The organism is Soonwooa sp. (genome assembly GCF_032062245.1).
Classification (GTDB): domain Bacteria; phylum Bacteroidota; class Bacteroidia; order Flavobacteriales; family Weeksellaceae; genus Soonwooa.
Genome location: NZ_DAMBQF010000007.1, coordinates 19,270 through 44,408, shown reverse-complemented (window position 1 = coordinate 44,408; position 25,139 = coordinate 19,270). Strand labels below are relative to the sequence as shown.

General features: G+C 35.3%; 19 protein-coding genes and 2 pseudogenes. 7 read left to right on the top strand and 14 right to left on the bottom strand.

From position 1 onward, the window contains the following. Positions 1–17 precede the first annotated feature (17 nt). From RT037_RS05740 to RT037_RS05710, 7 genes are all read right to left on the bottom strand, one after another. Complete coding sequence (locus RT037_RS05740) at positions 18–518, bottom strand: hypothetical protein (RefSeq protein WP_312321571.1); 501 nt, start codon at positions 516–518, stop codon at positions 18–20. Further along, positions 490–1,857 (bottom strand): DUF4153 domain-containing protein, encoded by a 1,368-nt coding sequence (locus RT037_RS05735; RefSeq protein ID WP_313028749.1) that lies wholly within the window; start codon positions 1,855–1,857, stop codon positions 490–492. Before RT037_RS05735 ends, RT037_RS05740 begins: the two co-directional genes overlap by 29 nt. A gap of 337 nt (positions 1,858–2,194) precedes the next feature. Then, positions 2,195–2,485: a transcriptional regulator gene (locus RT037_RS05730; RefSeq protein ID WP_313028747.1), complete on the bottom strand. Its 291-nt coding sequence runs from the start codon at positions 2,483–2,485 to the stop codon at positions 2,195–2,197. A 38-nt stretch (positions 2,486–2,523) separates the two neighbouring features. Further along, entirely contained in the window at positions 2,524–3,135 is a 612-nt protein-coding gene (locus RT037_RS05725) for a hypothetical protein (protein WP_313028744.1), read from the bottom strand. Positions 3,136–3,221: 86 nt separating this feature from the next. Then, positions 3,222–3,641, bottom strand: coding sequence for a hotdog fold thioesterase (locus RT037_RS05720; RefSeq protein WP_312321575.1), 420 nt, complete (start codon positions 3,639–3,641; stop codon positions 3,222–3,224). 1 nt (position 3,642) lies between these two features. After that, positions 3,643–4,443, bottom strand: a complete 801-nt coding sequence (locus RT037_RS05715) for an enoyl-CoA hydratase-related protein (RefSeq protein WP_313028742.1) — start codon at positions 4,441–4,443, stop codon at positions 3,643–3,645. 124 nt (positions 4,444–4,567) lie between these two features. After that, a complete protein-coding gene (locus RT037_RS05710; protein WP_313028740.1) occupies positions 4,568–4,825 on the bottom strand; it encodes a hypothetical protein in 258 nt (85 codons plus the stop codon). Positions 4,826–5,270: 445 nt separating this feature from the next. Here RT037_RS05710 and clpB point away from each other — a divergent pair, with 445 nt between their 5' ends. Continuing rightward, positions 5,271–7,862 (top strand): ATP-dependent chaperone ClpB, encoded by a 2,592-nt coding sequence (gene clpB / locus RT037_RS05705; RefSeq protein ID WP_313028737.1) that lies wholly within the window; start codon positions 5,271–5,273, stop codon positions 7,860–7,862. Positions 7,863–7,956: 94 nt separating this feature from the next. On the opposite strand, the gene RT037_RS05700 is transcribed toward clpB, so the two are convergent. Beyond that, positions 7,957–8,658: an FKBP-type peptidyl-prolyl cis-trans isomerase gene (locus RT037_RS05700; RefSeq protein ID WP_313028734.1), complete on the bottom strand. Its 702-nt coding sequence runs from the start codon at positions 8,656–8,658 to the stop codon at positions 7,957–7,959. A gap of 345 nt (positions 8,659–9,003) precedes the next feature. Between RT037_RS05700 and RT037_RS05695 the strand changes: the two genes are divergently transcribed. Continuing rightward, complete coding sequence (locus RT037_RS05695; RefSeq protein ID WP_313028732.1) at positions 9,004–10,374, top strand: phosphatase PAP2 family protein; 1,371 nt, start codon at positions 9,004–9,006, stop codon at positions 10,372–10,374. Positions 10,375–10,437: 63 nt separating this feature from the next. Here the strand turns inward: RT037_RS05695 and RT037_RS05690 are convergent, their stop codons facing one another. After that, the gene (locus tag RT037_RS05690) at positions 10,438–12,300 is read right to left on the bottom strand and encodes a M1 family metallopeptidase (RefSeq protein WP_313028730.1); all 1,863 of its coding nucleotides are present in this window, start codon (positions 12,298–12,300) and stop codon (positions 10,438–10,440) included. A gap of 762 nt (positions 12,301–13,062) precedes the next feature. On the opposite strand from RT037_RS05690, the gene RT037_RS13840 reads away from it, so the two are divergent. Then, positions 13,063–13,269, top strand: a complete 207-nt coding sequence (locus tag RT037_RS13840) for a T9SS type A sorting domain-containing protein (RefSeq protein ID WP_409529544.1) — start codon at positions 13,063–13,065, stop codon at positions 13,267–13,269. Positions 13,270–13,312: 43 nt separating this feature from the next. Here the strand turns inward: RT037_RS13840 and RT037_RS05685 are convergent, their stop codons facing one another. From RT037_RS05685 to RT037_RS05675, 3 genes are all read right to left on the bottom strand, one after another. Beyond that, on the bottom strand, positions 13,313–14,023 hold the full coding sequence (locus RT037_RS05685) for an ATP-binding protein (protein ID WP_313028727.1): 711 nt from the start codon (positions 14,021–14,023) through the stop codon (positions 13,313–13,315). Positions 14,024–14,191: 168 nt separating this feature from the next. Beyond that, the gene (locus RT037_RS05680) at positions 14,192–16,393 is read right to left on the bottom strand and encodes a M1 family metallopeptidase (RefSeq protein ID WP_313028726.1); all 2,202 of its coding nucleotides are present in this window, start codon (positions 16,391–16,393) and stop codon (positions 14,192–14,194) included. Between the two features lie 124 nt (positions 16,394–16,517). After that, on the bottom strand, positions 16,518–17,396 hold the full coding sequence (locus tag RT037_RS05675) for an SDR family oxidoreductase (RefSeq protein ID WP_313028723.1): 879 nt from the start codon (positions 17,394–17,396) through the stop codon (positions 16,518–16,520). Positions 17,397–17,619: 223 nt separating this feature from the next. On the opposite strand from RT037_RS05675, the pseudogene RT037_RS05670 reads away from it, so the two are divergent. Then, positions 17,620–18,024 (top strand): annotated as a pseudogene (locus RT037_RS05670) (carboxymuconolactone decarboxylase family protein). A 54-nt stretch (positions 18,025–18,078) separates the two neighbouring features. On the opposite strand, the gene RT037_RS05665 reads toward RT037_RS05670, so the two are convergent. Both RT037_RS05665 and RT037_RS05660 read right to left on the bottom strand, forming a co-directional pair. Further along, the gene (locus RT037_RS05665; RefSeq protein ID WP_313028720.1) at positions 18,079–18,726 is read right to left on the bottom strand and encodes a lysoplasmalogenase; all 648 of its coding nucleotides are present in this window, start codon (positions 18,724–18,726) and stop codon (positions 18,079–18,081) included. After that, on the bottom strand, positions 18,698–20,032 hold the full coding sequence (locus tag RT037_RS05660) for a dihydroorotase (protein ID WP_312322491.1): 1,335 nt from the start codon (positions 20,030–20,032) through the stop codon (positions 18,698–18,700). Before RT037_RS05660 ends, RT037_RS05665 begins: the two co-directional genes overlap by 29 nt. Before the next feature lie 144 nt (positions 20,033–20,176). On the opposite strand from RT037_RS05660, the pseudogene RT037_RS05655 reads away from it, so the two are divergent. The 3 genes and pseudogenes from RT037_RS05655 (at position 20,177) to RT037_RS05645 (ending at position 25,102) form a co-directional block, all read left to right on the top strand. After that, positions 20,177–22,489 (top strand): annotated as a pseudogene (locus RT037_RS05655) (GH92 family glycosyl hydrolase). Between the two features lie 29 nt (positions 22,490–22,518). Then, positions 22,519–23,952, top strand: coding sequence for an oligosaccharide flippase family protein (locus tag RT037_RS05650; protein WP_312322492.1), 1,434 nt, complete (start codon positions 22,519–22,521; stop codon positions 23,950–23,952). A gap of 130 nt (positions 23,953–24,082) precedes the next feature. After that, complete coding sequence (locus RT037_RS05645; protein WP_313028719.1) at positions 24,083–25,102, top strand: sugar phosphate nucleotidyltransferase; 1,020 nt, start codon at positions 24,083–24,085, stop codon at positions 25,100–25,102. Positions 25,103–25,139 lie beyond the last annotated feature (37 nt).

Sequence of the window (25,139 nt, the reverse complement as noted above, 5' to 3'; positions counted from 1 at the left end):
TAAGGCTTTACTAAAATTTAATCTTCAACTTTAATAAAAAACTTACCAATTGGATTTCCCGAAGCCATATTGTTTTTAGAAATTACCAACCAATATTCGCCTTTTTTTGGTGTTTTGTATTCTATCGTTTGACCGAAAGGACCATCAAAAGTATTATCAGGTTTTCTGATTTGATTGATACGGATGTTCATATCGACTTGGTCAGGTTTAATAAAAGCTTTCAGTGTTGGTTTATCATAATTCAAAAGTCTTAAAATAATTTGCTGATCTTGCAATTTAACTTCTTCAACTAATTTTATCGGTAACTTGCTCGCATCTACATCGATGATAAATTGGTTAGTTTCCGTTTTCCTGTCCAAGACCGTCGAAAGACTATCTATAGGTTTTTCGACTGTTGTAACGGTATCCCGTTGTACATCTTCAGGAGTCTTTTCAGTATCTTTTTTACAAGAAACGACAGCCAGCAAGACAAAGCTTAGAATTGAAAGATTAAGGTTTTTGCTTAGATAATGTTTCATAATAAATGTTTTTTGAGAGAAAACTTGAGCTGGCGGTTTCCGAAAAATAGTAACTCGTTGTATACTTTTCAAAATTTGGATCGACTTCTTTTAAAATATCATCATTAAAGTTAAGACTTTTCAAATAATCGAAACTTCCCTTATTATTCTCCAAGTTATATCGCGTCGCCAAGCTTCCCCAATTGACCATACAACAAGCCAAAACTATTCCATAAAATGCCCAAAGCATCGTATTCACTAAGAAAAGATTGGTTTTTCGTTTATAGATTTTGTAGAAAGTTAAAGCCAATCCTAGCAAAGCCATCAACAAAAAGCCAAAAACACCAAGTCTTTTGTAAGTCAAACCTAATTCTGTAACATATTCTAAATTTTTAATTAATGCTGAAAATACCAAAAGCATATTGAGTAAAATCCAGATGTACACTAATCGACGTAACCAAACTGCTTGATTATCAAAGTTAAAATTTGATTTAAAATAAAACATGATCACCAAAACCGCCATAATGATACTCAAAATTACAGCATTAACGCGTTCGTGTGTTGCGCCAGAGAGTTCGGCAGCAGAAGATTCGCCAACATAGAATTGTTCATAATTAAAACTGAACAAAAAGAAAACAAGCATCACATTTAATAACAATAAGGAGACAACGCCACTCAAACGCTCAAGATTTAAATCTAAAAAATCGAAAGTCGGTTTTTGCGCAATATCTTCGTTTACAAAATCATTTCTAAAATGATGATTCGACGAATAAATAAAACTTGGGATGGTAATATTCCAAACATTAAAAGCGATAAAAAAACCAAGAAAACTTATAGCAAGAACTTCGTAGATATTAAAATTAAAATTGATGTTCCCAAAAAAGATGGCAAAAGTGTCGCTTTCATAAGTGTAAATCGCAAAAAACACCATTAAAAAAGCACTCGGAATAACCACAACTGCCAAAACTTTCTGTACACATATCTCGGTGTTGGTTTTCGGAAGCCATTCTTTAAATGAAAAAAATCGAAACGGAAAACTTAAGCCTTGCCCCATTGCGAGCGGAATGGTCAAAATTGGTTTTAGCTCTTTTGACAACGAAAATAATCGAAGTAAAAACACTGATATTACAATCGCAAAAAATGAGATAAAATAACCATAGTAAGCAAATGCACCACAAGAAACCAAACTAAAAATTAGCATGACTTTTAGTCGTTCGGATCTTAAAAATTTTGGTGTTAAAGCATAAATCACAATCGAGTAAACGGCTCCCAACAAAGCTAAATTGATTCCCGCAGATTCGTCGTAGAACAGTAGGAAAAACATAATGCTAAAGCATAAAATTAAATGTATTTTTTTCATTTTTAAATTATTTAAAAGTTAAATAAAATATGATGATGTAAAAGAGAAATACAATTGGAAAATTGCAACAAAGCAAGATTTGTGTTTTAATGAAACCTTCTTTCTTTTCGGGAAAAACAAAGAGCATGACAGCGAAAAATAATAGAAAACAAATCGTCACAATCATATTAATTGGAATTAAAATCACAACGAAAAAAAGCCAGTTCGTCAGGTAAAATATGTTTCAATGCGCAACATAGGACGCCTAGAATCTAACAAATTTTCACCTAAAGAATCATAGATTTATTTATAAAACAAAGTACTTTGTATTTCAAAGTTTTTAGATAAAAAAAATATACTATTTCCCCAGCATCGCTTCCAAAGCATCAATATGCTTCTGGAAAGCTTCTCTCCCAACTTGCGTTACACGATATGATGTGCGCGGACGTTTACCTACAAATTCTTTTTTAATCTCGATGTAAGCACTCTTCTCCAAAGCCGAACTGTGACTCGCTAAATTACCATCGGTGATATTCAGCAATTTTTTCATTTCGTTAAAATCTACCCAGTCATTGACGATCAGCACCGACATGATCCCAAGTCGTACCCTACTTTCAAATTCTTTATTGAGTAAGTTAATATTAAGCATTTTTTAAAATATTAACAATTCTAAACCTATTTCGAATCTTATTTTTTATACATCATTAAACCGTAAACAATATGCAAAACGCCAAAGCCAATTGCCCAAAACAGCAATCCGTAACCTAAAAAGAATAAGGACAACAATCCCAAAACAATTTCGGAAATCCCTAAATATTTAACATCTGTCAAAGTATAACGTTCCGCATTGACCAAAGCCAATCCATAAAATATCAAAGTTGCTGGTGCGATCATCGCAAAATAATGTTGATAAATAAGGCCTAGAGAAAACAGTCCTCCTGTAACCAACGGAATTGCAAAATTAATCAATAAACGTTTTGTCGTGGCATCCCAAATTTTTTGATTCTGTTGTTTAGATTTACGAGCAGTAAAAAAATATCCAAAAAACAAAGCAACCAATAAAATTCCTAAACCTATTAAAAATAGTTTTTTGATAAAGTGGAATTCGTACACGCCTCCAGAATTATCAAAATAAGAAATATCTTTACTTTGAAAAACTTGATGACCAAAAAAAGCACCTACCAAAGCGGTTATTCCAGCGAAAACACCTGACAAACCGCTCAAAGAAATGAATCGAGAACTACGCTCCATCATTTGACGGATGTGTTGCAAATCGTTTTGAATATTATTTGACTTCATATAAAGCACTTTGAAACACAAAGTTAATAATTAAAATGAAAGTCCAAAATAAATTTTGAACTTTTTATAATTTTAAAACTAATCAACTATAAATCAGCTACTTTCTTTCCTATTTTATAAACCGTTCCTCGGAAAGTCGCCATCAACTCTTCATCTTGATTCTTAACAGAAATCTCATAAACGGCAGTTTTTCTAGTTTCGTTTAGCAAAATACTTTCTGCGGAAAGCGTATCACCAAGGCGAACTGCTTTCATAAAGTTGATATAACAGTTAAGCGCCACCGCAGCATCGCCCTTAGTATTTGATGAAAAAGCCAAAGCCGAATCCGCCAACGAAAACGTTACACCACCATGGACGGTTTTAAGACCATTAATCATTTCTGCTTTTATTGACATTTTGATAAGGCAATAATTTTCTTTAACATCAACCAATTCAACACCCATCCATTGCGAAAATGCATCTTGCGAATAAAGTTTTTGCGCTTCTTCAAAATAAGGATTACTCATACTATTTCCCAATGTAATTTGGTTTGCGCTTTTCTAAGAAAGCTGTAATTCCTTCTCTAAAATCGTGCGACTGCGCCGCAGATTGTTGATAAATCGACTCTAGATCCAATTGTTCTTTCAACGTGTTAGATTCTGCTTCGAAGAAAGCTTTCTTAGTCAATCCAATCGCTTTAGTTGCCGCAAAAGAAAGATGTCCAAGGATTTCAAAAGACTTCTCTGCAAATTCCGTATCTGGGAAAACATCAGCAATCATTCCTAATTTTTTGGCTTCCATTGCTGGCACTTTTTTACCAGTAAAAGCTAGATAACTCGCCAATTGATGACCGACAAGTCGTGGCAAATAATATGTTCCCGCAGTATCAGGAATCAATCCAATATTTGCAAAAGCTAAAGAAAAATAAGCACTTTCTGTCGCCAAAGTAAAATCTGTAATCAAGGCTAACATCGCACCAGCACCAACTGCGGGACCGTTAACCAATGAGATAATCGGTTTTTTAGAATGTGTAATCGCTTCAACCAACGGGTTGTAATAATCGATAACAATTCTTTGGATTTCGCGGTCATCGTCGACATGATCTTTAAGATCAACGGCATCTTTTAAGTTTTGACCAGCGCAAAAAGCTTTTCCACGCCCAGAAATAGCGATACATCTAACAGTTTCGTCCTTTCCGAACGCTTCAACAGCAGAACGTAATTCTTTTAACATCACTTTATTTAAGCTGTTAAAAACTTCTGGCTGATTAAGAAATATAACTTGTAATCTCCCGTCAAAGTGGGATTCAACTTCAAATTGTGTGTACATACCAACAGGGTTTTCCCAAAGATAAAACTATTTGCAGACTTACAAAACCTGAATAAAGAAATTAAAACGCAAAACATAGTTTAAAACATCATCTTCAAAACCTCGTTACCACATATCAGTGATTTCACAAAATTCCCTCTTGCAATTCATCTCTGAGAAAAATCCCAATTTGCCCATCAGAAAACTCACCTGCAACAAAATTTACAGATTTTTCTTGCGTAGGTATTTCATATTCTTTAAAACGGTATTGATGATGTTTGGTAGGATGCAAAACTTCCACATTACGATCATAGCAATGCCAATAGTGGTTCCAAATATTAAGACCTTGCACTCTAAATTCTTTATCAACTTCTATAAACGAAGCAAATTTCCAATTTTTCATACTACTAATTTTCAGAGTTTAACAATATTCTAATTTACAATTTATCTTTAAAAATAATTTAGCATCAATCTAAATTAGACGTCAAAATTTCACATGATAATATTAAAACGGAATTAGGTCTATTTATGCTGCCTAAATAAATAGTCTGATTTTTAGAAAAGCCCACTAACAAAAGATATTTGAAGTATTGACCGACTGAAAACCTCACAAAAACAATCAATTCGGAAATTTTGTCAAGTTAAACTTAGGTTAAATTTTAATATTTCGGAAATTTTGGCGTAATTTTTAGTGAATTTCATAAAAGAACAGTTTTTGCAAACTAAGATTCAGAATTAAATGATTGAATTTAGAAGTTGAGTTTTAGATGACAATATTAGTATCTAAAAAGATAATTTAAAACTCAATCTCTAAAAATTTTAAACAAGATTAAAACACACAACATAATATGAACTTAAATCAATACACAGTAAAATCACAAGAAGCCATCCAAGCTGCACAACAAGTGGCAATAGAGTTTGGCAACCAACAGATTGAGCCGCAACATCTTTTGGAAGGAATCTTCCAAGTGGATGAAAATATATCGCCTTTCCTTTTGAAAAAATCCGAAGCAGACGCCGATTTGGTAAGAGCCAGAAACCGCGAAAGCATCGAGAAACTTCCAAAAGTTGAAGGTGGAAACATTTATCTTTCTCAAACTGCAAACAAAGTTTTGCTGGACGCACCAAATATTGCGAAGAAAATGGGTGATGAGTTCGTAACCATCGAGCATCTTTGGTTGTCTTTAATTGAAGTAAATTCTCCAGTTTCGCAAATGTTAAAAGACATGGGCGTTACGAAAAGCCTTTTGGAAGGCGGAATTAAAGAACTTCGTAAAGGTTCGAAAGCAACTTCTGCAAGTTCTGAGGAAACTTATCAAAGTTTAAATAAATACGCAAAAAACTTCAACGAACTCGCTGCCGAAGGAAAATTAGACCCCGTTATCGGTCGTGATGAAGAAATCCGTAGAGTTTTGCAAATTCTCTCGAGAAGAACTAAGAATAACCCAATTTTAATTGGAGAACCAGGTGTTGGTAAAACCGCGATTGCAGAAGGAATCGCACACAGAATTATTTCCGGTGACGTACCAGAAAACTTGATGGATAAAACCCTTTATTCTTTGGATATGGGAGCTTTGATTGCTGGCGCAAAATACAAAGGAGAATTCGAAGAGCGTTTGAAATCGGTAGTGAATGAAGTAACGAAATCTGATGGACAAATCATCCTTTTCATCGACGAAATCCACACTTTGGTTGGAGCTGGAGGTGGCGAAGGAGCAATGGATGCTGCAAATATTTTGAAACCTGCTTTAGCAAGAGGAGAACTGAGAGCAATTGGTGCTACAACTTTAAATGAATATCAAAAATATTTTGAAAAAGATAAAGCCCTTGAAAGACGTTTCCAAAAAGTAATGGTGGAAGAACCAGATACCGAATCTGCGATTTCGATTTTGAGGGGTATTAAAGATAAATACGAAGCCCACCACAAAGTTCGCATCAAAGACGAAGCGATTATTGCGGCGGTAGAAATGTCTCAGCGTTATATTTCTGACCGATTTTTGCCAGATAAAGCCATCGATTTGATTGACGAAGCTTCTGCAAAATTGAGAATGGAAATCAATTCAAAACCCGAAGAATTGGACGTTTTGGATAGAAAAATCATGCAAATGGAAATCGAATTGGCGGCTATTTCGAGAGAAGGCAACCAAACGAAAATTGACCATTTGAAAGAGGATTTGTCGAAAATTACGGAACAAAGAAACGATATAAATGCAAAATGGTTAAAAGAGAAACAAAAATCTGAAGATTTAACCAGCATTAAAAAAGAAATAGAAGCGCTAAAATTAGAAGCTGAACGTGCTTCAAGAGCAGGTGATTACGCAAAAGTTGCCGAAATACAATACGGAAAACTTCGCGAAAAAGAAGATCAACTTAAAAAGGTGGAATTGGAAATGCAAAACCATCAAAATGAATTGATTAAAGAAGAAGTAACTTCTGAAAATATCGCGGAAGTGATTGGAAAATGGACTGGAATTCCGGTAACCAAATTAATTCAATCCGAAAGAGAAAAATTATTGCACTTAGAAGACGAATTGCACAAACGTGTGGTTGGTCAAGACGAAGCAATACAAGCCGTTGCAGACGCAATCAGAAGAAACAGAGCTGGCTTGAGCGACGATAAAAAACCAATTGGTTCGTTCTTGTTTTTAGGAACAACAGGTGTCGGTAAAACCGAGTTGGCGAAAGCCTTAGCAGAATTGCTTTTCGATGACGAAAACAACATGACAAGAATTGATATGAGCGAATATCAGGAGCGTCACAGCGTTTCTCGTTTGGTTGGTGCGCCTCCAGGATACGTTGGTTACGATGAAGGCGGACAATTGACGGAAGCTGTAAGAAGAAGACCTTATTCTGTGGTGCTTTTGGACGAAATCGAAAAAGCGCATCCCGATGTTTTCAACACGCTGTTGCAGGTTTTGGACGATGGTCGCTTAACCGATAATAAAGGTCGCGTCGTGAATTTCAAGAATTCGATAATCATTATGACTTCGAATTTAGGTTCGCATTTAATTCAAGAAAACTTTGAGAAATTAGATGACAACAATTTCGATGAAGTTCTTGACAAAACAAGAGAAGAAGTTTTCGACCTTTTAAAACAAAGTTTAAGACCAGAATTCTTGAACAGAATTGATGAAATCGTATTGTTCCAACCTTTAACCAAAAAGAATATCGGAAAAATCGTACAGTATCAATTGCGAGGCTTGAATACGCTTTTGGCTCAACGAAATATTATTTTAACGGCAACTCACGATGCTTTGGATTATTTGATGAACAAAGGTTACGACCCTGTTTTCGGAGCACGACCTTTGAAAAGAGTAATTCAGCAAGATGTTTTGAACAAATTGTCTAAAGAAATCTTAGCCGGAAACGTGAACGACGGCGATAGAATTACAATGGATTATTTCCCAGAAACTGGTTTGGTTTTCAGACCGACAGAATAAAACAAATGGTTTCTGATCGAAGCCTAAGAATATATTAAACTAGAAAAACCTCAGCTATTTAGCCGAGGTTTTTAATTTTAATATGGTTTGCAATCTATTTTACATTCACTAGTTCTACATCAAAAATAAGAGTAGATCCTCCAGGAATAGCATCACCCATATCTTGATCCCCATAAGCCAAATCCGAAGGAATATAAAATGTGTATTTAGCGCCTTTGCTCATCAACTGAATACCTTCTGTCCAACCTTTAATCACTTGATCCAAGTGTATATCCACTGGTGCTCCTCCATTTTTGTCGGTAGAGTCGAACACAGTTCCATCCAACAATTTACCAGTATATTTTACTAAAACAACGCTGGTTGCCGTCGGTTTTGTTTTACCGTCACCTTCTTGCAAAACTTCATATTGCAAACCAGAAGCAGTAGTTTTTACATTAGCATTGGTTTTATTCTTTGCAAGAAATTCTAGACCTTTATTCTTGTTCTCACCTGCTTTTGCTGATTCTTGAGACATTTTTTTCTCACCTTGCTTCTGCATAAAATTCTGCAAAAAAGTGTTCATATCTTCAGCGGGCAACAATTTTGGCTTTCCATCCATTTCTTCTTTAATAGCTCTAGCTAAAAGATCTGCATCTACTTTAAAACCTTCTTGCTTCATATTTTGAGCAATGCTCAAACCAATATAATAAGATGCTTTTTGATCATCTGTATATTTGTCAGCACCTTGTTTCTCCTTATGCGCACAAGAAATACTGAATACTGCTAAAACAAATAGCGCTATAGCTTGTTTTTTCATTTGAAAATATTTTATTTAAAATTAACCGTTTGAATAATAGCCGCAAATTTATCATTTAATATACAAACTCCTCTATTTACACTCAATTTTCTATTATTAAGAATCACCGCGAAAAAATACATGTTGACTATTTCTATTAAAAATGTTTTTTTTTATAGATAGCAGAAAACATAATTTGAGGTTATATTTTTTTCAAATCAAATGATCAAAAAGAGTTTTGAAATTTTCAAAGCTATATTTTTATTTTTTTATTAAATTTGGAAAAACTAAAAAAAGCTTTGAAGTTAAATTATTTCTAATAGCATTTAATTTCAAATTACGCAAAAAACTAAAACCTAGAAAACCATGAGAAAAGCAATAAATCTTATTAGCTTTTGTAGTTGCTTGCTGTACAACGCTCAAACTAAAGACAGCATCAGTACACAAAACCAAAAACTTTCTGAATTTAATAATTCTCAAAAAACATTTTTTCAAAATCCTTGGGTAAAACGATCTGTCGCGCCGAGTATTCTATTTGTGGCTTCAGCAGCGACTTGGAACCAACGCGAAAGTATAAGAGAATATCGAAACCGTTATCTTCCCAACTTCAAAGTTCCTTATGATGATTATTTACAATACGCACCAGCAGTAACTGTATATGGACTAAAATTAGCAGGCGTTAAAGGACGGAATAATCTTGGCCGCGCAACGCTTTCATACGCTACAAGTTTAGCAATAATGGGCATTCTTGTCAATACCATCAAATACACTGCAAAGGTCGAGCGCCCAGATGCATCAAAAAACAATTCGTTTCCGTCAGGTCATACCGCCATGGCTTTTACGAATGCAACTTTTTTACATAAAGAATATGGCTTGGTTAATCCTGCTTACAGTATAGCCGGTTATAGCGCAGCAACTTTTACAGGTCTTGGACGTAGTTTTAATAACAGACATTGGTTACCAGATATACTGACTGGCGCTGGCATTGGAATATTATCTACAGAGTTGGGTTATTTTTTCATTAATAAATTTTATAAAAATGATGGTGATAATATTGGAATTTTGAGTCATATACAAGGAGATGAAAACCCTTCTTTTTTAGCATTAAAATCTGGAGCGTCCATCGCAACAACTAACTTTTTAAAACAATCTGGCCTTAGCCAAAAGAAAACTGTCGGTTTCGAAGGAGGATTAGAAGGTGCTTACTTCTTCAGTACAAGTTGGGGCGTGGGAGGAGAGTTTTCTTTTAACACCTTTCCTGTTCGGTCTGTTAAACTACCGACTGACGATCCCGATTTACAAAATCTAAATATCGCTACAGAGTCAATTGGTTTACTCAATGTTTCTGTTGGACCATACTTCGCTCATGACATTACAAAAGATTTGCAGTTAAGGTTAAAAGCAAATGTTGGTTATTCTAAAGCAGCGACTGGAAAAATATTTGCAGAATTTGATGATATGGATGAAAGCCCAACGCAACAAAAATTACATCTTGCAAGTTATATCCCATCCAATGCTTTGCGCATCGGGACTGGTCTCGATTTAACGTATAAATTTTGTGATGAATTAGGAATAACAGCTTATGCAGACTATTATCGTACGTCTTCAAAAATTACATATAAATTTGAAGAGCCCGTGCTTGACGAGATAGAAATGGCGCAAGAACTTAATAATGCTTCGGCTCAAGAAAACATTTCTTACCTGAGTTTAGGACTAAAGCTAACGGCTTATTTTTAAAATAAAAAACGCACTTAAAGTTAATAAGTGCGTTTTTTTTTAGATTAAATTTAATTTAGAAACTTATAATGTCTTTTGGTTATCTATTGGTGTGTAGTCCATAAAAAGACCGACATCCAATTCTATAGATTTTACTTTTTTATTGGACGGAATATTTAAAAGCAACTGTTTTTGATTTTTCTCCCAAACCTCAGGCGTGTAGTGTTTTGATTCTGTTGTGTTATCATCAAATTTTAAAAGCACGTCGAACGGAATCGCAAATCCACCAACATTGTCAATCGTTAAAGCAATCGAGTTATTATTTTGAAAAACCGAATTAATTTTTAAATCAATATAGTAATTGCTGTAAAACCAATTGTTCCAAAACCAATTAAGATTCTTGCCAGAACCTGCATTCATCGAGTTAAAATAATCCCACGGAATTGGATGCTTCCCATTCCAATTGTCCATATAATGATGCAATGCTTTCTTAAATAACACATCACCCAAATAATCTTTCAGCGCTAGATAGGACATCGCCGATTTAACATAAGCGTTTGTCCCGTAACCAGAACCTGAAAGTTGTGACGTCAACGAAATTAATGGTTGATCTTGCTCTGTCGAAGGATCGTTAATCCAACGTTTTACACGAAAATTTTTAAAAAACTTTTCAGCTGCTTCTTTTCCAGAATGATCGATCCCGATGAGATATTCTAAAGTCGTTGCCCAACCTTCGTCCATAAATGCATAACGCGTTTCGTTAATTCCCATGTAAAAAGGGAAATAAGTATGCGCAATCTCGTGATCGGCTGTCAACCTGGCATCTTGAAAATCATCAGGAATACTGGTGTCATTAATCATCATCGGATATTCCATATCAGCGTAACCTTGTATCGCCGTCATTGCATTGTACGGATATTCGACACCTGGCCAGTTTTTGGAAAACCAATCGATGTTGTAACGCATCCAACCTGTATATTGTTCAAAATCTTTAGCGCCAACTTTATAACCAGCTTGCACACTGACGCGTTTTGACTTTAGCTTGACGCTCGATGCATCCCATACATAATGATTACTCAATGCAAATGTAAAATCTGGAATATGATTGGCTTTGAACTTCCAAACATTCCAATCATTTTGCTTAGTTACCAAACCTGACTTCATCTCAGACTCGTTGGCAACATGGATAATTTTGTCAGATTTAAGAGATTCTTGATAACGTTTTAAAAATGTTTTTTGAAGAACTTCTTCTGGATTTAAAAATTCTCCCGTTGACCAAACAACATAATTTTTAGGGGCAGAGATCTCAAAACTATAATCATTAAAATCATTGTAAAACTCTTGTCTATCCGAGTGCGCCAACATATCCCAACCATTGTAATCATCATACACCGAAATTCGCGGATAAGAATAAGCAACATAAAATGTGTTAGGATCGATTTGTCCTTCTCTTCCACTTTCAACAGATAGCGGATATTCCCAGTCGATTTTTATTTCGGATTTAGAATTTGCAGCCAATGCTTTATTTAATTTAACAGAAGTCACTGTTCCAAAATCCGAGCTTAGATCATATTTTTCACCATTTATAATTAATAATTTTATAGTAAGTCCATCGCTTAGATAATCTTTAGAAACGTAACCAGCACGTGGCGATTGCGGTTTATGAACATTATTAACAAATCGAATTGCTAAAGTTTTCAGCTCATCTGGACTGTTATTAGAATACGAAATCGTCTCCGAACCCGATACGATTTTAGTATCGGCATTTACTTTTATTTTAATATCGTAAACGCCTTTGTTTTGCCAATAGTTCTTCCCAGGCTTCCCAGAAACATCACGAGTTCCTTTTTCGTAAGCTTTCTTAATATTTCTAGGCATGTAAAGTTCTTGTGCCGAAACTTGCCACAGCATGGCAACAACTGCAAAACTGCTAATTAACTTCTTCATAAAATCTATTTATCAAGTAACAAAAATAAGATTTTTTATAAGCTTAAAAATCAGAACAAATAATATGGTTTACTAATATAATTTTGCGCTTTTTAAAACCAATTAACATTAAATACTGTTGTAAAAACAGCTGTCAAACAAGTTTATTATTAATTAAATTAATTTTTTAATGAAAATTTATCAAATAAAAAATAGTTTTTCGTGAATTTACAATATATTTAGCGCCGTTAATTTTATTTTGACAAAAGACGATTAAAGCTAATAACATTAACAAACTTTTAAAATAAATCAAGAAAAATAAAAAGGAACCTAACTTAAAAATGAAATATATGACAACAAAATTCTATGCCTTAGCATGTGTATTGGCATTATGAAGTGCAAACGCACAGTCTAAAAGAATCTTCCGCACCAGCAATGCTCCGCAGAAAAGAAGTTTTTCTCAGAATTCTCCCTTTAACTTGGAGGCTAATAAAACTAATGGAACGCAATTGCTCTTAAGTAAAATCTAGATGGTAAATTTGTAGAATCCGAAAAAACCTGGACAAGACTTTCATCATTACAATATTAGAACGATTCTTATGTAATTGATGAAAACAATTTTTTAGGCATGGGATTTAATGACTGGACACCTGTTAACATATTATACGAGATGTTATCTGGTGAACCTCATCCATATGTAGAAAAGACAAATGGTCAAAATATTATCGTCTACGGAGATAATATTATGGAACAACAGAAGTATTTTCGACAGCTAATGTCAATATTTTCCCAAATCCTGCAACCGATCTTATCAACTTCAAAAATGCGGATAAAGTTTCAAGAACAGAAATCTACAATACTGCGGGACAGATTGTAATCTCAACAACAGACAAAGAAATCAATGTAAGAAAACTTGCGAAAGGAACTTACATTGTAAAACAAATCTTAACGGACGGAAGTGCAGCAAGCAGCAAGTTTATTAAGAAATAACAAATAAGAAAGGCTATCAGATTTGATAGCCTTTCTTTTAATATTAAATATCTTTTTCTTCGAGAGATTTTATAAGATTCGATTTCATTTTTGTAAAAGCATAATCTTTAGCTTCTGCAAAGGATAAGCGATATTTTTTATCAAAATCTTGTAACTCGTTCGGAAAGTCCATCAAAAGCTTATCATAAAATTTATCCAAAACCTCATCGTTTGGCATTTTGTACGAAATTTTAATTTGGAATCGTCTTAATAAAGCAATATCAATAATCTCGGGATGATTGGTCGCAGCTATCAAAAGTGCTTTGTCTGGAAAATTATCCACCAACTGTATCATCGCATTCACCAATCGTCGCATTTCCCCAACATCGTGATCGTCGTTGCCGCGAGATTTTCCTAAATGATCGAACTCATCCAAAAATAAAACCGCTTTGTCGCGTTCAGCTTTTTCAAAAACGAGTTTTAGATTTTTTGCCGTTTCACCAATTCTGGCAGACACAAAAGTGCTGAGGTCAAGAATCATCAAAGGCTTGTTAAGTTGCGTTGCAATTGCTTTCGCCGTCATCGTTTTGCCACAACCAGAATGTCCAGACAAGAGCAATTTGTTATTGACAGGAAGATTGTATTTTCGGAGTTCGTCGATGTATTTATATTCTTTTAGAAGTTGAAGAAGTTCGTCTCTATTAGCTTCTTTCAGAACAACATCGTCCAAGGTAACTTGTTCTCGATCAAAAATTACAAGGTCTAAAATATTCATTTACAAAATCAAAAATATTGCGCATTTAACAAGTTATAAAGATACGTAATTTCAAGGTTTAGAATTCCGAAACTTACAGGTTTAGTTTTAACATTCTTTCGTTTATTGTTATAGAAAATAAAAAAAGACAGCCGAAACTGCCTTTAAAAAGTGTTTAATCTAATAAACTTAATTCTTTGTAAACGTCAATGTGTGGCCGGCTTGCGTTATGTCAAAACTCTTCTTGTCTTTTGCAAATTTGAAACTAATTTCTGCCATTTCAAAAACAAAAACATTGTCGCCATTATAACTTAACGGAAACGCAGGTTGATCTCCCAATTTTGCCATTAAATTTCCACCGTCAGCTGATAACACAAACTTAACAGGAACTTGTTTACTGCTAAAAGAGCCAGTGTAATCACTAATATTTATTTTTTCGGTAGCTTTTGCAGCATCCATTTTAAAAACATTATTTGACAGATTAACATCTGGAAGATTTCCTTTAGGATCAAGGCTTACCAACGTTATTTCTTTGGTTGTTGGCGCTTTGAAAGTCCATTCTGTATTTCTTCTCCAAACATCAACTGGCAGATTAACTGCTTGAGTCGTTCCGTCTTTATACTTGACTTCCATCGTAACAGGCATCGCCATTTTTTCTAAATTAGAAATCGAAATCATTGCCCCTTGCGCAGCATCGTTATTTACATATTTAACATTGGTAATCGCTTGATCCAACTTCCAATTATTCTGGATCCAGCTTCTCCAGAACCAACCCAAATCTTCACCAGCAACATTCTCCATCGTTCTGTAGAAATCGTCTGGCGCAGGATGTTTAAACGCCCAACGATCAACATATTCTCTAAAAGCTTTATCAAAACGTTCGGCACCCAAAACATTATCACGCAAAACCTTTAACGCTGCACCTGGCTTATAGTAAAGCAATGCCCCAATACTTGCTTCTCGCATATTATCTGGCGCAGTATCAACTGGTTCTAGACGTTCATTAAACAAGAAATTTGTCATATTTCTAATACTCGGGTTTTTGTAATATTCTCCTTTATTAAACGCTTGCGTCGAAAGGTCATTAATAAATGTGTTGAAACCTTCGTCCATCCAACCATGTTTACGCTCGTTAGAACCAACAATCATCGGAAACCAAGTATGACCAAACTCGTGATCGGTCACACCCCAAAGATTACTCCCCTTTGCGGTATATTCACAGAAAACAATCCCTGGATATTCCATACCGTTGGTAATCCCTGCAACGTTAACCGCAGCCGGATAAGGAAACTCAAACCACTGTTTAGAATAATGTTCTATAGAAGCTTTTGTATATTCTGTCGAACGCGACCAAGCATCCTGACCATCACTTTCTACTGGATAAGCCGAAATTGCTAGGGATTTTTTTCCCGATGGCAAGTTGATTCTCGCTGCATCCAAAATAAACGCCGAAGACGCCGCAAATGCAAAATCGCGACTTTGGTTCATTTTGAATTTCCAAGTTTTTGTTCCTGTACTTTTCGTAGCCGTATTTGCTTCCGCCGCCGAACGAATTGTCACCGTCTTTTCGCTATTTGCTGCTTCGTTCCATTTTTTATTTTGTTCGGCAGTGTATACATCTTTTTGATTTAATAATTCACCAGAACCAACAACATAAAGATTATTAGGTGCCGTGATACTAACATCAAAATTTCCGTATTCTAAATAAAATTCAGACGGCCCAAGATATGGTATTGTGTTCCAACCTCTAAGATCATCATACACTGCAACACGCGGATACCACTGCGCAATTGTGAAAATTTTACCGTTTTTAGTTTGTAAAACGCCCATTCTGTCCGCACCATTTTCTGGCGAAATAAAAGAATATTCAATAGTAATTTTAGCGTTACCTCCATTAGCTTTTAATTCTTTTGGGAAATCAACTTGCATTTGCGCATCGTTAATCGTGTATTTAGCGTCCTTCCCGTCCACTTTAACAGATTTAATCGTATAACCTCCATCAAAAGTAGAACTACTAGAACCGTATCTCGAATTAGTTGTCGGAATCATCGAACTTCCACGAGAATCTTTTTTAAATAAATTTTGATCCAATTGAAACCAAATAAATTTCAGAGCATCAGGACTATTGTTGGTATAAGAAACTTCTGCCGAACCAGTAAATTTATTCTGCGTATCATCTAAAGTAATATTCAGATTATAGTTAACCGCTTGTTGCCAATATTTAGGTCCCGGTTGCCCGCTTGCTGAACGGAATTCGGTGCCGTTTGTTGTATAGAAAGGTTCTTTAAAAACATCTTTATAATCGTAATTCCCACTTTGTTGAGCCAAAACATTTGCGCTAAACAGAAATGTCGCCGCGATTGCAATGCTTGATAAAAATTTAATTTTCATTAAAATATTTTAAAATTGGTTGATTAAAACTTATGATTGTTACAAGAACGACCTCTAGCAAAGTTATAAATAAAAAACTTCTCCATTTCTGAAGAAGTTTTTATTTTTATTTTAGAAACCTAAATTATCCGTTCTTTTTAGCTTTGATCATCGCTTCTAGCATATCCCACATTTCTGTTGGGATTTGGTCGAGCATATTAAATTGTCCTGCGCCTTGCAACCACTCGCCGCCGTCGATAGTAATAACTTCGCCATTAACATAAGCCGAAAAATCTGAAACTAGATAAGCAGCTAAATTCGCTAATTCTTGATGATCGCCAACGCGACGCAATGGTACTTTTTTGGTCATATCGAATTTCTCTTGTAAATCTCCCGGAAGCAATCTATCCCAAGCACCTTTGGTCGGGAATGGTCCTGGCGCGATGGCATTACTACGGATTCCGTATTTTGCCCACTCAACTGCCAAACTTCTTGTCATCGCCAAAACTCCTGCTTTTGCAGTAGCTGACGGAACAACATAAGCCGAACCAGTCCACGCATAAGTCGTTACAATATTAAGAACAGTTCCTTTAGTTTTAGAATCGATCCAGTGTTTCCCGATAGAAAGTGTACAGTTTTTGGAACCTTTCAAAACGATGTCGATAATCGTGTCAAATGCATTTGCAGAAAGTCTTTCAGTTGGACTGATAAAGTTACCCGCCGCATTGTTAAGCAAAATATCAATCTTGCCAAATTCTTTTAGCGCTGCTTCTTTCATTGCTTCGACCTCATCGTAATTTCTAACATCGCAAGCAACTGCAAGGACTTTTCCGCCAGTTTCGGCTTCGAGTTCTTTTGCTGTGTTTTGAAGTTTTTCAAGGTTACGAGATGTTATTACAACCTTAGCTCCTAATTGTAGGAAATATTTGGTCATGGCTTTTCCTAAACCACTTCCACCACCTGTAACGATGGCAACTTTATCTTTTAATGCGTCTTCGCGAAGCATTGGTTCTGCATAATTCATAAAATGTATTTATAATTTTGAAGTTTAAAGTTATGAATATTTCTTCGATCTGTGAGGATTTCTATTATTCGACAAATAGTGTTTCGGGGCAGAATCTGCGCCCCGAGCTGAGTGGAGCTCATTTTGTGGAGCGCAGCGGAGCAAAATAGCGGGAACGGAGCGCGGAAAAGGCGCCCAAATAAATTTTGTTTTATACATTTGATTAAAAATATATCCGCAAATTATGAAGCAACGCCTAAATATGCCGACTGTCGCGCCTGCAGCTTACAAAGCAATGATCGCATTGGATGCAACAATGTCAACATTTTTCCTAAACAACACTCAAAAAGAATTGATCAAAATAAGAGCGTCTTAAATTAATGGTTGTGCCTTTTGCATCGATATGCACACAAAAGATGCCTTAAAATGTGGCGAAACACCACAACGAATTTTTCTGTTAAACGCATGGTGGGAAACGACTTTGTAAACCGAAGAGGAAAAAGTGATGCTGAAAATGACAGAGGAAACTTACCAAAACGCAAAAAAATTATTTGATAACAAACAAATTGCAGAGATCATTATGGCAATCAACATCATTAAAGCTTGGAACCGAATTGGTATTAGCAAGCATTTGCAAATTCCAAAGTAATTTTTTTCTTAATTAATACGAAAATCATCTTGATTAAATTCTTGGTGTTTTTTTTTATTTTGTTGATTTTAAAAACCCTAAAGCTAAAAACGTTTGCGCCAAAACATAAGTGAACATCACGAGAAAGCCTAATATTTTAGAAGGATTTACAAATAAATTAATGGCCAAAACTGAATCTGAAATCACAAAGAAAACCGCTCCTATAATGAGTAAAATTTGTTTGGTTTTGAGACTGAAATACAACATCCCCGAAATACAAAGTGCATATAAAATAACAGGAATTTTCATATCGCCTAAATGCGGAAACAAGAAAATGAGAAACGTAAAAAGGTAAACTATAATTAAAGGAAGACTCCACAAAGCTTTAGAAATCGACAACTTTTTAAGACAAAAAATGTAGCAAATATGTGCCAATAGAAAACTTCCTAAACCCGCAATAAAACCCCAATCAAAAAGTAAAAACACATCGCCAAACCATGATAAAATAAGGCCTGCGATAAAGAGGTTTTGTTTTGGTTGATTCGACTTCTGACTTGCCAACCAGTAAAAAAATAAAAGCAAAGGCATTAACAAAGTTTTGGAGAACAAGCGCAATGGCTCCTTCTCCAAAACGATGAACAATAAATCACCGATGAATACCAATCCTAAGATCAGCAAAGTGATTCGTGATTTCTTATCTATCAAACTCCAATCTTTCGCCATGTTTTTCTTCTGAGAAAACGCCGTTATCGTATGCCAAATGACCATTGATAAAGGTTTGGATAATTTTAGATTTTAGATTTGTACCTTCTAACGGACTCCAACCACATTTGTACAAAATATTGTCTTTCTCGATTGTCCACGGATTGTCCATGTCTACCAAAACCAAATCCGCTTTGTAACCTTCTTTTACAAAACCTCTTTTATCAACCTCGAACAAAATCGCAGGATTGTGGCACATCTTCTCCACCACTTTTTCTAAAGAGATCTTTCCTTTGTGGTAATTTTCTAACATAATCGGTAAAGAATGCTGCACCAAAGGCGCTCCAGATGGACAACTTGTGTATAGATTTTGTTTTTCTTCCCAAGTATGTGGCGCGTGGTCGGTTGCAATAACGTCGATTCGGTCATCCAAAAGCGCTTCCCAAAGTCCATCTTTGTCAGCCTGAGTTTTCACCGCCGGATTCCATTTGATCAAAGAACCTTTGGTTTCGTAATCGTCATTGGTAAATGTCAAATGATGAACACAAACTTCCGCAGTAATTTTTTTATCCTTTAAAGGAATATCATTTCGGAACAAAGCCGTTTCTTTAGCCGTTGATAAATGGAAAATATGCAATCTTGCACCCGTTTTTTGCGCCAACTCGATTGCTTTTGAAGAAGATTTGTAACAGGCTTCTTCACTTCTTATCAAATGATGAAATTTTACAGGTATATCGTCTCCATATTCGGCTTTATACTTTTCAGTATTCGCTTTTATGGTGTCTTCATCTTCGCAATGAACGCAAATTAACATTTTGGTTGAACTAAAAATTTTCTCCAAAGTCTCGGGATTGTCCACCAACATATTTCCTGTTGAAGACCCCAAAAACAATTTGATTGCCGACACATTTTTTGGATTTGTTTTTAAAACTTCTTCCAAATTATCGTTTGTTCCGCCCATCGAAAACGAATAATTGGCATAAGATTTCTCGGCGCCCAATTTGTATTTTTCTTCCAATAATTCTTGTGTAACCGCGTTCGGTACTGTATTCGGTTGATCAATAAAACTGGTTACACCGCCAGCAATCGCCGATTTGGATTCCGAAGCGATATCGCCTTTATGCGTCAATCCTGGCTCGCGGAAATGCACTTGGTCATCAATGACACCTGGCAAAAGATATTTCCCAGTTGCATCAATCACTTTGTCCGCTTCGGATTCGGGAATATTTTTAGCAATCTTTGAAATTAAATCATTTTCGATTAGCAAATCACTTTCGAAGATTTGACCTTCGTTGACGATTTTAGCATTCTTGATAAGACTTTTCACTTTTATTTATTTAGATATTAAATTTCAGATTATAGACATCAGATAAAAATCTTGGCTCTTGATTCTTAGTTCTGTACTCAACACTACAAATTTAGAATATTTAAAAAGATTTATTTAGCTAAATTGCTTCTTTAAAACTAATTAATGTTAATCAAAAAAATATCCTTAGCACTGGGAATCGCTATTACAGGTTTAACCAACGCTCAAAAAATGGAAAACCTTGTCAAATTTGTCAATCCATTAATTGGCACCGAAAAAATGGGACACACCTATCCTGGCGCAACAACGCCTTTTGGAGCTGTGCAACTAAGTCCTGAAACCGATTCGATTTCTTATGAGCTAAACGGCAAATACAATGGCGAAGTTTACAAATATTGTGCAGGTTATCGCTACGAGGACAAAACGATAACAGGTTTTAGCTCGACGCATTTTAGTGGAACAGGTCATTCGGATTTGGGCGATTTTTTAGTGATGCCAACTGTTGGCAAACTTCAATTAAATCCAGGAACGGCGGACAAACCTGAGTCAGGTTACAGAAGTCGCTTTTTGCACAATACCGAAGTTGCCGAAGCGGGATATTACAAAGTAAAATTGGATGACTATAATATTTTGGCAGAAATGACGGCTACAACGCGTGTTGGCGTGCAGCGTTATACTTTCCCAAAATCGGATCAAGCGCATATCATCTTAGATTTGATGGCTGGAATCTACAATTATGATGGCAAAAATGTTTGGACCTATGTTCGTGTCGAAAACGGAAATACCATCACCGGTTATCTTCAAACCAACGGTTGGCCGCGTACACGAACCGTTTATTTTGTCATGAAATTTTCAAAACCTTTTAAATCTTACGGTCAAAAGAATTTTGACGGAAAACAAGTTTATGGCGTATTTTGGAGAAAATTTGACCCAACTAAAAACTTCCCCGAAATCGCTGGCAAAAATCTGAAAATGTATTTTGATTTTGACACTCAAGAAAATGAAGCTATCGAAGTACAATTGGCAATTTCGCCAGTTAGCCAAGCCAATGCTTCGAACAATTTAAAACAAGAGGTTGGCAATCTTTCCTTTAACCAAATAAAAGAAAAAGCCCAACAAGATTGGAATAAAGAACTTAATCGAATTGTGATAAAATGCTCTGACACTGAGAAAACGAATTTCTTCACGGCGATGTACCACACTTTTATCAATCCAACGACTTATATGGATGTCAATGGCGAGTACAAAGGACTTGAGCAAAACGTTCACAAAGCCGATGGATTCACAAACTATACTACTTTTTCACTTTGGGATACGTACCATGCTTTGCATCCTTATTTCAATATTGTTCAGCCAAAACGAAATAATGATATGGTCAAATCGATGATGGCACATCACGATCAATTTTCGTTAAAAATGTTCCCAATTTGGTCGCACTATGCCAACGAAAACTGGTGTATGAGCGGTTATCACAGCGTTAGCGTTGTTTCGGACGCGATGATCAAAGATAATTATTCAGGTGATGCAAAAGCGGCTTTGTTGGCTTGCGTTGCAACAGCAGACAACCGTGACTAAGAAGGCATTTGCGAGTATATCGACAAAGGTTTTATCTCAACAGAGAAAAATGGAACTTCGGTTTCTAACACTTTGGAATATGCCTATGACGATTGGGCAATTGTGTAATTAGCGAAACATTTGGGCGAAACGGAAATTTATAATCAATTCATCAAACGCTCTGAAAACTGGAGAAATGTTTATGATAAAAGTGCAGGTTTTATGCGTCCAAAATTAGCAAACGGAATTTTTAAAAAAGATTTTGATGCTTTGGAAACACATGGACAAGGCTTTATCGAAGGAAATTCTTGGAACTAGAGTTTCTTCTTTCCGCAAAATCCAAAAGGTTTAATAGAAGCGATGGGTGGCAAAAAGAAATTTGGCGAAAAACTGAATGAACTTTTCAGCATGCATTTGCCCGACAAATTCTTTGCAGATACTGAAGACATCACAAGAGAAGGAATTATCGGCGGTTACGTTCATGGAAACGAACCTGCACATCATGTTGCTTATCTTTACAATTTTGCCGATCAAGCTTGCAAAACACAGCAACAAGTTCGTCATATTTTGGAAATGCAATACAAAGCAACACCTGATGGCTTGGGCGGAAATGATGACACGGCACAAATGAGTGCTTGGTATATTTTGAGCTCGCTTGGTTTTTATCCAGTGGCGCCAGTTTCCGAAGATTATTCGATTGGAAGTCCTGCGGTTGATCATGCGATTTTAAATTTAGAAAATGGAAAATTTTTTGAAATCGAAGCAATTAATCAACGTCCAAAGAATGTTTATCTAGAAAAAGTTTTACTCAACGGAAAAGAAATCAAAGACTTTATTTTAAAACATGCCGAAATTGTAAAAGGCGAGAAATTAATTTTTTACATGTCGTCGAAACCAAAAAATAAAGTTTCGGAAATTCAATAATAACTTACATTTGCAAAAAATTTTCAGTTTTGTATAAGAAACTTTTAACGCAAACATTAATCTACGGCATCGGCGCTATTGCACCGAGGATTATTTTGTTTATCCTAAATCCGCTTTTGATTTACAAAATTCCGAATGAAGGTTTTGCGATGTTTACGCAGCTTTATGCCATCATTTCTTTCGTAAACATTGTTTTATCTTTTGGATTTGAAACCGCTTATTTTAGATTTTCAGCCGAAGAAGGTCAAGAGAAAAAAACGTTCAATACGTCGTTTTGGTTTTTGTTTGGAACCTCAACTATATTTTTAATTCTGTGTTATATTTTTAATCAACCAATAGCAGATTATTGGGGCTACAGCAATAACCCAGAATACATCCGATGGTTTGCATTAATCGCTTTTTTTGACACACTTTTAGTTATCCCTTTTGCATGGCTTAGGTTTAATAACATGCCGATAAAATACTCGGTGGTTCGTGTAATTCAGTCCGTATTTCAAGCGGTCTTTACAGCGGCACTTTTCTTTTGGATTCCAGAAAGTTTTTCAAAAAATTTGGGACTAAATCACAATGTAGACTTCCCTTTCTTTAGTAATCTAGTTGGAAGTGTTTTAGGTTTCATTCTACTTTTACCTATTATTTTAAAAGTTAGATTCCAATTTGTTGTTCCGATTTTTAGAAGAATGATTAAATATTCTTTCCCATTAATGTTAGCTGGTCTTGCCTTTATGGTCAATGAAAATTTTGACAAAACCATACAACGAAACCACATCTCCGAGGTCGAAGCTGGTGCTTATGGTGGTTGTTATAAATTGGCTGTTTTGATGACACTATTTGTAACAGCTTATCGAATGGGAATCGAGCCTTTTTTCTTTAAACAAATGGACAAAGGCGATGCCACCAAAACATACGCAAAAGTTGCGGAATATTTTGCATTCTTTGCATCAATTGTCGCACTCGGAATTATCGCAAATATTTCTTGGTTAAAAATAATGTTTATCCCAAACAAATCTTATTGGATTGCGATTGACATCATTCCGATAATCGTTATTGCTAACCTTTGTTTCGGGATTTACTATAATTTTTCGACTTGGTACAAAGTCACAGACAGAACAGGCGTTGGTACAATTATCTCGTGGCTCGGCGCAGGGATAAACATTGGGTTAAATTATCTAGCGCTAATGTATTATCACAGTATGATTGGATCAGCATGGGCAACTTTTGGAGCATACGTTGTCATGATGATTACATCTTATCTTCTTGGGCAAAAGTATTATCCAATCCCTTACCGAATGAAGAAAATGAGTTTTGTACTATTACTTTTGTGCGTATTCAGCTTTGTTATTGTTAAATATTTGGATTATAATATTTGGCTAAGTAACAGCCTATTCATTGTCTTTTTAGCGATTGTTCTTTATAGCGAAAAAGATATGTTTCTTTCAAAACTTCGTCGTAAGAAAATTTAATTATTCTAAAATACAATGCATTACTAAATATTAAAGCTGTAAACTTGCTTTACAAAACTTATATTTTTACATTTGGCGAATTGTCAAAAACATATAAAAATTACTAACTAAAACAAAACACTCTTTTATAATGAAAATTATTGTTCCAATGGCTGGACGGGGTTCTAGACTTCGTCCACACACATTAACTGTTCCTAAACCTCTTATCCCAATTGCAGGAAAACCAATCGTACAAAGATTAGTTGAAGACATCGCAAAAGTAGCAGGTGAAAAAATTGACGAAATTGCATTTATTATTGGGGATTTTGGGCCAGAAGTTGAAGCTTCTTTGGTTAAAATTGCTGAAAACCTAGGTGCAAAGGGAAGTATCTATACACAAGATGAACCTCTAGGAACTGCTCATGCTATTAAATGTGCTGAAAATTCTATGCAAGGTAATGTTGTCGTAGCTTTTGCAGATACACTTTTCCGTGCAGACTTCCAATTAGACACCAATTCTGACGGTGTTATTTGGGTTAAAAAAGTTGAGGATCCATCAGCTTTTGGCGTTGTAAAATTAGATGAATATGGCTTTATTACCGACTTCGTTGAGAAGCCACAACAATTTGTTTCAGACTTAGCAATTATCGGTATTTATTACTTTAATAGTGCAGAAAAATTAATGTCTGAAATCAACTATATCATGGATAATGGTATTAAAGAAGGTGGCGAATATCAATTAACGACAGCTTTAGAAAACCTTCGTCAAAAAGGCGCTAAGTTCTCTTTAGGAAAAGTTGATGATTGGATGGATTGTGGTAACAAAAATGCAACTGTCGAGACCAATGGCAAGATTCTTCGATACGAGAAAGAGTCGATGGGGCAATTCCCAAGTTCTGCAAAAATCGAAAGTTCTCTAATTATTCCTCCTTGTTTTATTGGTGAAAATGTGGAGATTAGTAATTCCAAAATTGGACCTAATGTTTCTCTAGGAAACGGGACAAAAGTTATCAACTCAAACATTGACAATTCATTAATCCAAGAAAAAACGGTTATCGATCATGGCAACCTTTCTAACTCTATGATTGGCAACTCTGCGCAATATTATGGTGTAGCAAGAGAAATTTCTTTGGGCGATTATTCGGTATTGGATTTCCTTTCGAAAGATTAAAAAAATAATCATATAACTTTTTGAGATCTAGCGTCTA